13 protein-coding genes are annotated in these 12467 nt (G+C 68.0%); 3 read left to right on the top strand and 10 right to left on the bottom strand.

From position 1 onward, the window contains the following. Positions 1-31 precede the first annotated feature (31 nt). Together ACVOMM_RS16870 and ACVOMM_RS16865 are read right to left on the bottom strand one after the other, a co-directional pair. A complete protein-coding gene (locus tag ACVOMM_RS16870) occupies positions 32-406 on the bottom strand; it encodes a VanZ family protein (RefSeq protein WP_481526528.1) in 375 nt (124 codons plus the stop codon). An 11-nt stretch (positions 407-417) separates the two neighbouring features. After that, complete coding sequence (locus ACVOMM_RS16865) at positions 418-1602, bottom strand: class I SAM-dependent methyltransferase (protein ID WP_128990003.1); 1185 nt, start codon at positions 1600-1602, stop codon at positions 418-420. Positions 1603-1661: 59 nt separating this feature from the next. On the opposite strand from ACVOMM_RS16865, the gene ACVOMM_RS16860 reads away from it, so the two are divergent. After that, positions 1662-2399, top strand: a complete 738-nt coding sequence (locus ACVOMM_RS16860) for a pteridine reductase (protein WP_481526527.1) — start codon at positions 1662-1664, stop codon at positions 2397-2399. Positions 2400-2454: 55 nt separating this feature from the next. Here the strand turns inward: ACVOMM_RS16860 and folK are convergent, their stop codons facing one another. Continuing rightward, the gene (gene folK / locus ACVOMM_RS16855) at positions 2455-2940 is read right to left on the bottom strand and encodes a 2-amino-4-hydroxy-6-hydroxymethyldihydropteridine diphosphokinase (protein WP_065175155.1); all 486 of its coding nucleotides are present in this window, start codon (positions 2938-2940) and stop codon (positions 2455-2457) included. 90 nt (positions 2941-3030) lie between these two features. On the opposite strand from folK, the gene ACVOMM_RS16850 reads away from it, so the two are divergent. Then, a complete protein-coding gene (locus ACVOMM_RS16850; protein WP_476340410.1) occupies positions 3031-3780 on the top strand; it encodes a proteasome-type protease in 750 nt (249 codons plus the stop codon). Positions 3781-3812: 32 nt separating this feature from the next. On the opposite strand, the gene ACVOMM_RS16845 is transcribed toward ACVOMM_RS16850, so the two are convergent. The 4 genes from ACVOMM_RS16845 to ACVOMM_RS16830 all read right to left on the bottom strand — a co-directional run bounded on the left by ACVOMM_RS16845 (position 3813) and on the right by ACVOMM_RS16830 (position 8190). Continuing rightward, positions 3813-5324 carry an ATP-binding response regulator gene (locus ACVOMM_RS16845; RefSeq protein WP_065175156.1) on the bottom strand — a complete coding sequence of 504 codons (1512 nt, stop codon included), beginning with the start codon at positions 5322-5324 and terminating at the stop codon, positions 3813-3815. 4 nt (positions 5325-5328) lie between these two features. Continuing rightward, a complete protein-coding gene (locus ACVOMM_RS16840; protein WP_053519303.1) occupies positions 5329-5769 on the bottom strand; it encodes a response regulator in 441 nt (146 codons plus the stop codon). Beyond that, positions 5766-7583: a sensor histidine kinase gene (locus tag ACVOMM_RS16835; RefSeq protein WP_053519305.1), complete on the bottom strand. Its 1818-nt coding sequence runs from the start codon at positions 7581-7583 to the stop codon at positions 5766-5768. Before ACVOMM_RS16835 ends, ACVOMM_RS16840 begins: the two co-directional genes overlap by 4 nt. 220 nt (positions 7584-7803) lie before the next feature. Beyond that, positions 7804-8190 carry a BON domain-containing protein gene (locus tag ACVOMM_RS16830; protein WP_053519307.1) on the bottom strand — a complete coding sequence of 129 codons (387 nt, stop codon included), beginning with the start codon at positions 8188-8190 and terminating at the stop codon, positions 7804-7806. Positions 8191-8362: 172 nt separating this feature from the next. Between ACVOMM_RS16830 and ACVOMM_RS16825 the strand changes: the two genes are divergently transcribed. Next, positions 8363-9406: an oxidoreductase gene (locus ACVOMM_RS16825; RefSeq protein ID WP_481526526.1), complete on the top strand. Its 1044-nt coding sequence runs from the start codon at positions 8363-8365 to the stop codon at positions 9404-9406. A gap of 56 nt (positions 9407-9462) precedes the next feature. On the opposite strand, the gene gnd is transcribed toward ACVOMM_RS16825, so the two are convergent. From gnd to ACVOMM_RS16810, 3 genes are read right to left on the bottom strand one after another with little or no spacing between them, the layout of a single operon-like run. Then, a complete protein-coding gene (gene gnd / locus ACVOMM_RS16820; RefSeq protein WP_481526525.1) occupies positions 9463-10368 on the bottom strand; it encodes a phosphogluconate dehydrogenase (NAD(+)-dependent, decarboxylating) in 906 nt (301 codons plus the stop codon). Positions 10369-10378: 10 nt separating this feature from the next. Further along, positions 10379-11617: a hypothetical protein gene (locus tag ACVOMM_RS16815; RefSeq protein ID WP_481526524.1), complete on the bottom strand. Its 1239-nt coding sequence runs from the start codon at positions 11615-11617 to the stop codon at positions 10379-10381. 17 nt (positions 11618-11634) lie between these two features. Beyond that, positions 11635-12237 (bottom strand): DUF2242 domain-containing protein, encoded by a 603-nt coding sequence (locus ACVOMM_RS16810; RefSeq protein ID WP_053519316.1) that lies wholly within the window; start codon positions 12235-12237, stop codon positions 11635-11637. Positions 12238-12467: the final 230 nt, after the last annotated feature.

Below are 12467 nucleotides of genomic sequence, written 5' to 3'. Positions count from 1 at the left end.
GCCCGGTTCCACTTCAACCAGGGAAGGCGTGTCAGCCCCGCCAGCGCAGCAGGAGGTCGTGCAGCGGGGTCAGCGCGAGGCCCAATCCGGCAAGAACGCCAACCGTGTTGGCGAGGGCGTCCATCGGGTCGGCCATTCGGTCGCGTGTCAGCGCCCCCTGTGCGAACTCGATCCCGATTCCCATCAGCACCAGGCCCAGCCCGACCCACAGCAGCGGACGTCCTTGCCGGAACAGCTGCACGGCACTGCCGGACAGAATGAAGTACGCCAGGAAATGCTCGACCTTGTCGCCGTTCTCCGGCACGGGAATCGGTGGCGGGGGAATCAGGCAGACCACGATCACGAACAGCACGGCCAGCACCCACAGCGCAGTCCATAGACGCGGCCGCCGCAGCGGCTTGATCATGCGCGTCGCGCTCACAGGCGCCAGCTCAGATCGCCCAGCGCGAACGCCGGCTCGAAGTCGATTCCACGCTGCAGGCCGATCGCCTGGAAGCGCTCGCCCATGCCGGTCGGCAGGGTCAGCTTCTTCACCTGGTCGCGCAGCTGGATGCGCCCCACTTCATCGGTACGCTCCTCGGCCAGGCTCAGCACCTGGTCCAGGCCATTGCCGATCAGGAAGCTGGCCTGGCTGCAGTACCCCGCCAGCTCGAAGCCACCGTGCAGGCCCGCTTCGGCCATTGCGGTGAAGTCCACCGAGGCCGTGATGTCCTGCAGGCCCGGCCAGCGATGCACGTCGTTATGCACGTGGTGGCGGTAGAAGGCGCGCACCGTGCCGTCGTCGCGATCGTGCTGGTAGAACTCGCTGCGGCTGTAGCCGTAGTCGATGAACAGCATCGCGCCACGTTGCAGGCCGCCAGCCACTGCCTGCAGCCAGTACGGCAGCTGCGGCAGCACCTCCGAGCGGTATCCGTCGGCGAAGGGCCTTTCGAGATAGCGTTCGATGTGGCGCACGGCGCCGTTGAGCAGAATATCGGCCGGCTGCGCGCCACGGATGAAGTTGCCCTCCGCGTCCAGCTCCACGGTCTCCTCGTAGACCTCGCCGTCCCTGATCAGGAAGCGCGGGGTCGGAAGTGCGTCGATCACCTCGTTGGCGAACACCACACCTTCCCAGTCCTCTTCGAACGGACGCTCGATCCAGTCCACGCGCGTGGCCAGCTCTGCCGGCAGCGCCTGTTGCAGGCGCTGCTGCTGGCGCTGGCGCAGGTCGGCACTGGGTTCAAGGATGGCATAACGCGAAGGCACCGCATCCAGCTCGGCCAGCCGCAGCAGCACGGCTTCGGCGAAGGCACCGGTGCCGCCGCCCAGCTCCAGCATCCGCGACTGCGCACCGAGCTGGGCGAACACCGGCGCCAGCGCATTGGCCACGCTGCCGGCGAACAGGCCGCCCAGCTCGGGCGCGGTGGTGAAGTCACCACCGCCACCGAACTTGCTGGAACCGGCGCTGTAATAGCCCCACCCGGGTGCGTACAGGCACAGTTCCATGAAGCGGGAAAACGGCATCGCGCCCCCCTGGGCGAGGATTTCAGCGCGCAGTGCGGCGGCCAGCTGGTCGCTGTGGGCCAGGGCGTCGGCATCGGGCAGAGGGAAGGTAGGCTGCATGGCGTCTTCGAATGCGGTGACAATGGTGCACAGGATAGCCGAGCCTTGGAGGACCCTCGATGAGCGAAACCGCCCCCGTGGCCCTGATCACCGGCAGCGCGCGCCGGATCGGCGCCGCCATCGCACGCCAGTTCCACGCCTGTGGCTGGTCGGTGGTGCTGCATGCCAACACGTCCAGCGCCGAGCTGCAGCAGGCCGCCTTCGACCTGGACAACGTCCGTCCGGGCAGTGTGCTGGCCCTGCAGGCCGACCTGCGCGATGCCGGCACCCTGCCCGATCTGGTCGAACAGGCCGTGGCCCACTTCGGCCGCCTCGATGCGCTGGTCAACAACGCGTCCAACTTCTTCCCCACCCCGCTCGGCCAGGTGACCGCCGAAGCGATGGATGAGCTGTACGCGGTCAATGCGCGTGCACCGCTGCTGCTGTCACAGGCGGCCGCGCCGTACCTGCGCCGCCAGCAGGGCTGCATCGTCAATCTGACCGATCTGCACGGCACCGACCCGATGCGCGACCATGTGGCCTACACCATGGCCAAGGCCGCACTGGAGATGGCCACCCGGTCACTGGCGCTGGAACTGGCGCCGAAAGTGCGGGTCAATGCGGTCGCCCCCGGTGCGATCCTGTGGCCCGAGCAGGGAAAGGACGATTTCGCCCGCGAGGCCCTGCTGGCGCGCACGCCGCTGGCACGCACCGGCACGGTCGAGGAGATCGCCGAGGCGGTGTACTGGCTGGTGGCCGAGGCCAGCTTCGTCACCGGCCACACCCTGCGCGTGGATGGCGGACGCACGGTGAGTTGAAGTCCGCCGGGCATGGCCCGGCGCTACCGATCTACGTAGGCGAGCGCAGCGGCCCTCATTCCAGGTCAACCACCTCGAATGCCTCGCCAAACTGAGCGTGTGCGCGCCACAGCGCCGCCAGGGCCAGGCCGCTGACCGGGTCGATGAAGTCCGGCGCGATGTCCGCCAGCGGCTTCAGCACGAAGGCGTGCTTCAGCTCGGGGCGCGGAATGCGCAGATGGCCCGGGCCTTCCACGATGTGGTTGCCGTAGAACACCACGTCGATGTCCAGGGTACGGTCGGAGAAGCGCGGACCACTGCGATCACGACCGTGGGCGTCTTCCAGTGCGTGCAGCCAATCATCCAGCGCCTGCAGCGGCAGATCGGTCTGGATCAGCACGCCATTGTTGAGGAAGGCCGGGCCATCGAAGCCGACCGCGGCCGTGCGGTAGGCCGGAGACACCTGCAACGCGCCGAAACGCTCGCGCAGGGCCGCCACCGCGGCGTGGAGATGGCGGCGGGGCTGGACGTTGCTGCCCAGGCTGAGGAGCACGGTGGTCATGCGGTTCAGGTGACGGGTCTGGGGGGCGTGGGCATGCCGTCGTCACGGCGGCCTGCCTACAATCCGGGACGCACATGATAGGGCACCGACATGACCTATTGCGTTGGAATCGAGGTGGACCAGGGCCTGGTCTTCGCCGCCGACACCCGGACCAATGCCTCGCTGGACGATGTGCGCGTGCACCGCAAGCTGCACGTGTTCGAGTATCCCGGCCAGGCGGCCTACGTGTTGATGGCGGCTGGCAACCTGGCCACCACCCAGTTGCTGGTCTCGCGCCTGACCCGGGACGCCGGGGAACTGCGCACGCCCAACCTGCGCGACATGACCCATCTGTTCGAAGCGGCGGCCTATGTCGGTCGCCTGCTGGTGGACAGCCAGGTGCACGGCGGCCACAGCGAGCACGGCCATGACGGCGTCAACACCCAGGCCACGCTGATCTTCGGCGGCCAGGTCGCCGGCGAACGCCCCGGCCTGTACATGATCTACCCGCTGGGCAATGCCATCGCCGCCTCGCCGGAGACCCCCTACCTGCAGATCGGCGAGTCCAAGTATGGCAAGCCGATCCTCGACCGCATCCTCAGCCCGGCCACGCGCCTTGAGGACGCCGCGCGCACGGCGATCGTGTCGCTGGATTCGACCATCCGTTCCAACCTCTCGGTCGGCCTGCCGATCGATCTGGCATTGCTGCGCGACGGCGAGCTGCGGATCGCCCAGCAGCTGCGGCTGGGCGCGGACTCGCCCCTGTACGCGGACATCCACCAGAACTGGTCACGGCGGCTGGAACAGGCCGTGGACAGCCTGCCACGCTTCCCGTGGGAGACCCCGGAACGGCCGGCGTGACCTGCCGCCGGGCCATGCCCGGCGACGCAGATTCAGCCCAGTGCCTCTGCCACAGCGCGGAACACCTGCTGCATCTGCAACGGCTTGCGCAGCACATGCACCTCGATGCCATCAGGGAATGCATCGGCCGGAACGTCCACTGACGCGTCTTCCAGCACCAGCGCCGGCCCCCGGTAACCCAGTCCGGCCATTTCGCCCAGCAGTTGGCTGGCCGGCAGCAGTTTGGAGCCGGCATCGGCGATCACCAGCGCCGGCATCGCCTCCTGCTGCATCCAGCGCAACGCCGCCGGTCCATCGGAAGCCAGCTGCAGCTGATATCCCTGGCTGGACAGCGCGTTGCCCAGCAGCGACAGGCGCGTGGCTTCGCCATCGACCACCAGGATCGACTGGCCACTGCCGAGTGCCACCAGCTGCTCGATCGGCTCGCCGCTCTCGATGGCGTCACGCATCGGCAGGCGCAGCTCGAAACAGGTGCCCTGCCCCGGCTGGCTGGTGACCGTGATGCTGCCGCCAGCACCTTCGACGATGCGCTTGCAGGAAATCAGGCCCAGGCCGGTACCGTCCGCCTTGGTGGTGAAGAAGGGATTGAACAGATGCGAGAGCGTATCGGCATCCATGCCAATGCCTTCATCGGCCACGGCGATGCGCATCCAGTCCACACCGTCGCGCTCGCCGGCATGGCTTGCGGTCAGGCTCAGGCGGCCGCCGCTGGGCATTGCCTGGATCGCATTGAGTGCCAGGTTCAACAGCACCTGCTGCAGCTCGGTGTAGTTCGCATCGACCGCCAGGCCCTCATCCTCCACCTGCAGGTGCAGGCGCACCGCATCGGGCACGTTGCTGCGCAGCAGCAGCGCCACCGCGTCGAACAGGCCGTCGATCTGCACGCGTTCGCTGGGCTTGCGCGAGCCACGGACGAACGACAACATCGATTCCGCCATTTCATGACCGCGGCGGCCGCACTCGGCGATCACATCCGCAAGGTGGTGCAGCTGCGGATCATCGGTGCGCGCCTTCAGCAGGTCCGGCATGATCAGCAGCGGCTGCAGGATGTTGCGCAGGTCGTGGCTGAGGCCAGCGGCGAGCAGCGAAAGGCTTTCCAGCCGTTGCGCGCGCATCAGCTCGGTCTCCACGCGCGAACGCTCCACCGCGCTGCGCGCCTCGCGGATCGCACGGGCCACCGCCGACGGCAGGCGCGCCGGCTGGTGCTTGATGATGTAGTCGTTGGCGCCCTTCTGCAGCGCCGCCACTGCATTCTCCTCACCCATCGTGCCCGAGACGAAGATGAAGGGAACATCCGGCGCCGTCTCGCGCACGATGCGCAAGGCATCGTCGCCGGAGAAACCCGGCATGCTCAGGTCGGACAGCACGATATCCGGCTGGAAGGAGGCCAGCGCCTGGCGCAGTTCCGCCTCGCTCTCAACGCGCTCGAAGCGGGCTTCCAGGCCCGCATCCAGCATCTGTTCGGACATCAGCTCGGCGTCTTCCGGCGAATCCTCCACCAGCAGGATGCGCAGTGCCCCGAGGGAGGGACCGGTCAGGGGCATGGGCTTACTCGAGTTCCGGTGCCTGGTTGATCAGTGCCCAGAACTTGCCCAGGGTCTGCACGGCACCGAAGAACTGGTCCACGTCCACCGGCTTGACCACGTAGGCGTTCACGCCCATGTCCCAGCTGCGGGCCAGATCGCTCTCTTCGCGCGAGGACGACAGGATCACCACGGGAAGGCGCTTGAGCTCCTCGTGCTCACGGATCTGCCGCAGCACTTCCAGGCCGTCCATGCGCGGCATCTTGATGTCCAGCAGCAGCACCGCCGGCAGGCCCTCCTCGCGGCTGGCGAAGGTACCGCGCCGCAGCAGGTAGTCCATGACCTCCACGCCGTCCTCGACGTGCACGATGGGATTGGCCAGGCGGGCTTCCTGCAGGGCGTCGATCGCCATCTCGGCATCGGCCGGGCTGTCTTCGGCAAGAAGGATGGTGCGCAGAGTCGTCATGCGGAGGGACCTTGTTTGTCCGCGTCGAGCGCGGGAGGCAGGTAGAAGTGGAAGGTTGCGCCGGCGTCCGGCTCGGCTTCGGCCCAGACCCGGCCTCCATGACGGGTCAGCACGCGGCGTACGCTGGCCAGGCCGATGCCGGTACCGGGGTAATCACTGGCCTTGTGCAGGCGCTGGAACACGCCGAACAGCTTTCCGGCATAGGCCATGTCAAAGCCTGCACCATTGTCGCTGACCGTGAACTGATGGCCGCCATCAGGCTGCGGCTGGTAATCCACGCGGATCTTCGCCGGTTCGCGGTTGCTGGAATACTTGACCGCGTTGCCGAGCAGGTTCAGCCACACCTGGCGCATCATGTTCTCATCGGCCACCACGATCGGCAGCGGTGCGATGTTCCATTCGACGTGATGGACCTGGCCACTGCTTTCAGCCTCGGCCTGCAGGTTGGAATCGAGCATCGCACGGGTATCGGACACCAGCGACTGCATGTCCACTGCCTGCTGGCGCATCGCTGCGCGCCCCAGCCGCGAATAGACCAGCAGATCGTCGATCAGCGTCGCCATGCGCCGCGCCGAGCTGGAGATCACCCCAAGGTAATGCAGGCTCTTCTCGTCGGCGCTCTCGCCCAGGTGGCGCGACAGCTTGTCGGAGAAGCCGGCAACGTGGCGCAGCGGCGCGCGCAGGTCATGCGACACCGAATAGCTGAATGCTTCCAGCTCGCGATTGACCTCCGAGACCTGCGCCACCTTGCCTTCCAGCTGGCGGTTCAGTTCCTCCACACGCGACTGCACGGCGCGCTGCACGGTGACATCGCTGACGGTCAGCAACACCACTTCATCGTCGGTATCCGGCAGCGGCATGCGCCGCGCGTTGAGCAGCATGTAGCGCACCACGCCCTCGGAGGTGCGCTGTTCGTGCTCGAAGTCCCACAGCTCGCGCCCGCGCAGCAGCACATCGACCAGGCGCTGGCGCACGACGGCGTCCCGCCAGGCGCCGTCGCCGACGTCATCCAGCAGCAGGCCATCGGCACGTTCGTCCTGCAGGCCGTACAACTCGGCAAAGGCCGGATTGTGCAGCTGCACGCGCAGCTCGCGGTCGAGCAGCACGATCGGCTCACGCACGGTCTGCAGTACTGAGGCAGCGCGCGCGGCCGAGCGCAGCGACTGCCGTTCGGCCTGCAGGCGGCGACCGATCTGCCGCTGCAGCAGCCAGAGCACCAGGCCGAGCAGCGCCAGCTGTACCACCAGCGAGCTCCACGAGACGAATTCGGTCTGCCTGCGCTGCCGCGCAGCCTGTTCGGCCCGCTCGGCCAGCAGCGCCTGCTCGCTGTTCTGCAGCTCTTCAACCACGCTGCGGATCGGGTAACGGGTGCTCAGGTCCTGTACCAGCGCGCGCTGGTCACTGTTCGGTTCGGCCTTGGCCAGCGCGCGCGCCACCGCCAGCCGCCCTTCCAGCATGGACTCGATGCGACCGATGCGGATCAGCTGCTCAGGATTATCGCGTGTCATCCGGCCCAGCTCTGCGAGTCGGCCGGGAATCTCGTTGGCCTTGGCCATGCGCTCGCGCAGACCGGGCGCGTCCACGCCCTTGGACAGCGTCAACGCCGCCGACTCGACATCGCGCACATCGGCCTGCAACTGTTGGAGCGCCACGCCAACCGCCTGCGTATGCGTCACCCAGGCCATGGCTTCTTCGTTCTCACGCTGAAGCTTGCGCTGGGTCAACCACGGCACGACGATGATCGCGGCGGCGGCCAGCGCCAAGGCCGGCAATCGCCAGCGATCCCAGATGTCGTCACTGAACACCAGCGCCATAGTTCCTCATCAGCACGGCCGCAGAGGGATGGGCCCGGACAGGCCCAGCTGCGGCGGAACCGGCAATATAGCGCAGGCGGTCACACCTCTGGAACGTCTGGCCCCGGCAGCTGAACGCTCCAGAAAACACGATGGGTGGAGCCGGGGCTGGCCCGGCTCCACCGTCATGCAGCTGTACTGCCAGCTGTACTGCGGCGCCCCGGCGGGGCGGCGCACGGGATCAGCGCTTGGCCGCCGCGTTGACCTTCAGCGCGCTGGCATCAACGCGGGTGACGCCCTTGATGCCCTTGGCCGTAGTGACGGCCTTGTCATGCTCGGCCTGGGTCGCCACCGTGCCGCTGAGGCTGACGACGCCATTCACGGTTTCCACCTTGACCTCGGTGCCCGGCACATTGCTGCTGGCCAGCAGGTCGGCCTTCACCTTGGTGGTGATCCAGGTGTCGGTCACCGGCTCGTTGGAGTCGTGGCGATCGGCGTGGGTCATCGCCGAATGGTCGGTGGCAGGCGGACTCTTGGCTGCCGGATCCTTGGCGAATGCAGCCGAGGAGGACAGCGCCAGGCCCAGGGTGAGGGCCGAAGCAATCAGCGTACGGGTCGGGTTGTTCATCGTGTGTTACCTCCTGCGGAATGTGGGGTCAGTGTGGCCGCAGCGCCGTGCAGCAGGCGTGGCGCTACGGTCACGCCGCCGTGAATCGCGCCGGTTTTCAACGCAACCGTTCAGCTTTGGATCCTGGCCCCCGTCGTTTACCCTGCATGCCTGATCTGCGCGGAGCACTGCCATGCGCCCTGACCTGCAACTGGCCCTGATCGGGTATGGCCTCGCCGGCCGCGTTTTCCACGCGCCGCTGATCCAGCACACCCCGGGACTGACCCTGCACAGCGTGGTCAGTTCGCAGCGCGACCTGCTGCTGCGCACGTTCAGCGATGTACATGTGCGCGCGGCACCCCGGGACGTATTCGACGATCCGGCGGTGGACGCGGTGGTGATTGCCACGCCGAATGACCAGCACGCACCATTGGCGATGGCCGCGCTGGCCGCAGGCAAGCATGTGCTGGTGGACAAACCCTTCGCACTGGACGTGGCCGAAGCCGAAGCCGTGCTGGCGGCGGCGCGCGATGCAGACCGCATCGTCACGGTGTTCCAGAATCGCCGTTTCGACGCCGATTTCCTGACGTTGCAGGCCTTGCTGGCCGAAGGTGCGCTCGGCGAAGTCGCCGAATGCCATGCGCATTTCGATCGCTACCGCCCCCACGTGCGCGAGCGCTGGCGGGAGCAGGAGGGGCCTGGCAGTGGCCTGTGGTATGACCTTGCACCGCATCTGCTGGATCAGATGCTGGTGCTGTTCGGCTGGCCGCAGGCGATCGACGCGGACCTGGCGGTGCAGCGCGAAGGCGGCAGCGGCATCGATTACTTCCATGCGGTGCTGCATTACCCGAGGCACCGCGCGATCCTCCATGCCGGTTCGCTGGTGGCGGCACCGACGCCTCGGTTCGCCGTGCACGGCAGCCGCGCCAGCTGGATCAAGCAGGGCCTGGACGTACAGGAAGCACAGCTGCGCCGCGGCGTTGCGCCGGGCGCGCCGGGCTGGGGCATCGACCCGCGTCACGGCGAGCGGGTGTACTGCGATGCCGAGGACAACGTGCAACGCAGCACGGTCGACAACCTGCCGGGCGACTATCGCCGCCTGTATGCCCAGTTCGCTGCGGCGATGCAGGGTGACGGTGAACCCACGGTCAGCCCATTGCAGGCGCTGCAGGTAATGCGCTTGCTGCAGGCTGGCAGGGACAGCGCTTGCAAGGCCCGGCGCATCGCACTGAACTGATCGCGGTCCGCGGCCCGGAACCCCACGGCAGCGCCGAAGGGCTCCGGTCCTGGCGCTTACGACTTCTTGATCGCATGCCCACCGAATTCATTGCGCATCGCCGCCAGCAGGCGGTCAGTGAACGAATTCGACTCGCGCGACCGCAGGCGTTCCAGCAGCGAGAGCGTGATCACCGGCGCCGGCACATCCAGCGCGATCGCTTCGGCCACGGTCCAGCGGCCTTCGCCGGAATCCTCCACGTAGGGGGCGATGCCATCCAGCGACGGATTGCGCTTGAGCGCCTCGGCACTCAGGTCCAGCAACCACGAACGCACCACGCTGCCATGGCGCCAGACCTCGGCAACCTGCGCCAGGTCCAGCTCCATGTCCTGCTTGCGTTCCATCAGTGCGAAGCCTTCGGCGTAGGCCTGCATCATTCCGTACTCGATGCCGTTGTGGACCATCTTGGTGAAATGGCCCGCACCGGGAGGACCGACGCGTGCCCAACCCCGATCCTCCGCCGGCGCCAGTGTGCGCAGCAGCGGCGCAACCTGCTCCACCACCTTCGCCTCACCACCGACCATCAGGCTGTAGCCCTCCTGCAGGCCCCAGATGCCGCCGCTGGTGCCGCAGTCGACGTAGCCCAGGTCGTCCTCGGCCAGCGCCTTGGCGCGGCGGATCGAGTCCTGGTAATTGGAGTTTCCGCCGTCAATGACGATGTCACCCTCGGCCAGGTGCGGGGTCAGCTGGCTGAGCGTCTGGTCGACCGTTTCGCCCGCCGGCACCATCAACCACAGCACGCGCGGCACCGGCAGCGCGGCGACCGCGGCGGCCAGCGAATCGACTACTTCGATGCCGGCCTCCGCGGCGCGCTGGCGGGCGCCTTCGCCCGGGTCGTAGCCGACCACGCGGTGGCCGCCGCGATGCAGGCGCTGGGCCATGTTGGCGCCCATGCGGCCAAGGCCGATCATTGCAATATCCATTGTTTCACCTTCAGTTGGGGTCTAGGGTCAGGCTGCCTGGCCTGCCGGTTGACGCACAGTGGCGCAGCTGCGCCTCGCGCCAACGCCGGTAGAGCGTGGTATGCAGATTGTGCACCGCCAGGTCGATCGAAAACGGCGTCCGTGGATTGCGGTCGAGCAGCCGGGCGATGTGGTAGCCGATGGGACGTATACCGCGCGGATGCACGTAGATCACGAACTGCTGGTAGAACGGATCGTCCAGCACCTGGTCCATGCGTGCCAGGCGGGCGTGGTAGCGCGCTGGAAGGCGCGCCCGCAGTCCGGGGTCGCGTTCGAACAGGAGCCGCTCGAAATAGCGCCGCCCCACCCGCGGCAGCCCCTGCGCCAGTTGCCACAGCTCGGCATTGCGCTGGTCGTACCAGGCCAGGCCTCCGTGGCGGGCAAGCGCCTGTGCTGCATCCGGCCCGACGTCGACCACGACGAAGTTCTCGGCCTGGTTGCTCAGATCGTCCAGCGTGCTCTTGTCGTACACGTGTTCGATGAAGCCGGGCAGGCCCGCGAAGGCCTGACGTCCCCTCACCGAGGTGCGCACGGCTTTGCCGTCGGCAAGGAAGTCGCCCGCATGCGCACCGAGCAGGACACTGTCGGTGCCGTGCAGCGCGATGAAGGTGCCGATCGACAGTTCGCCTGCGGTGAACTCCGCGTCGAACGCAGCATCGCCATACAGCTCACGCTGCGTTGCCAGCTGCGCGACCTGGCGGCCGACACCGCATTCGGCACGCACCGCACCGCCGTAGAACGCCTGCAGCGCGCGGCTGTTGCCATCCACGGGAACGTAGCCGCGGCCGAAGCTGCGCACGCGTTGCCACCCCTGCGCCCGTGCGCCCTGCATCCCGAAGCCGATCCAGCCCAGCTGTGCGCCGGAGAAGCGGAACTGCGGGTTGCCCTGCAGCGACGTGGCGGCCCGCCGGGTCGCCGCGCCCAGTTCGAAGGCATAGGCACAGACCGTGGCAGGATCCTCCAGCAGCTGCTGCAGCAGCGCCTCGCGCTGCGCCCCGTCCAGCGTCTGCGGCCATCGCACACGCAGATCACCTGCGGCCTGCGCCTCGGCCAGCGATGCCCGGGTGCACACCGGGCCACCCTGGATCTGCGGCGCACTGACCGCAGCCACTTCAAACCGCCAGCCCAGCCGCTGCAGCAGGCCCTGCGCGCAGTCCGCGGCCGCCGCCGCGCTGCCTGCCGGCGAAGCCAGCAGCAGGGCCATGACCATCAACCCACGCCGCACGCTCAACCCTGATCCGTCGCCGCCGCCGGCTCCGATACGGGGGGAGCGGGCAGCCGTTCCGGAACCGGCGGCGCCTCACCGGGGGCGGCCGGCAGGTACTGCTGCAGGCGCTGGAAGAACCGGCGGTAGAAGTCGGCATCGGTGATGGTGCTGCTGGCGACCTTCACCAGGGAATCGTCATTGCTGCCGAACGGCAGCGACACCGAACCCAGCGCGCCCACGCCCACGCTGGCCGAGGTCGGGCTCTTCTTCAACGCGTAGCGGTCCTGCACCGCGCTGACGAACACCAGCGACTGGCTGCCACGCGGCGCGCAGGAGATGCGGAGTACCAGTTGCTCGTGATCGTCCTCGCGTGGCTGGAAGTTCTTGCTCCCCTCCACCTGCGCGTCATCGACGCGGGCGATCGCATAGCCCTGGCTGAGCAGGGCCCGTCGCGCCGCTTCACAGGCATCGGCCGGGCGGCTGTCGACCGTCCGGGAGAAGGTGTCGCCGGAATCGAAGGACTCGCGCAGCACGGTGCTGTCGGCGGCGCGGCCACCGCAGGCCGACAGGATCAGGGCACTGGCAATACCGACGGCAACGCTGCACAAAGGGGAGACCCGCATGGGAACTCCTGCGAGAAAGGTAGCTGCTAGGGTAGTCCCGCCCCCGTGTGCGGCAGGTCGACAGCACCGCTGGCGGCACACGCTGTTGCTCCCGGTTCATGCACCGGCAGCGCCGGGCAGGACCCCGCGCTGCCCCGGGACGCAGACCCGGGGGGGGGGGGGGGGGCCGCGGGGGGGGTGAACGAGCCCGCGGGGGCCGGGGGGCCCCCGCCCGCCGCCCGGGGGCGGCG

It is taken from the genome of Stenotrophomonas sp. STEN009, from assembly GCF_056760395.1.
Note: the sequence above shows the minus strand (reverse complement) of the source record. Positions and strands in the feature narration are given on the sequence as shown.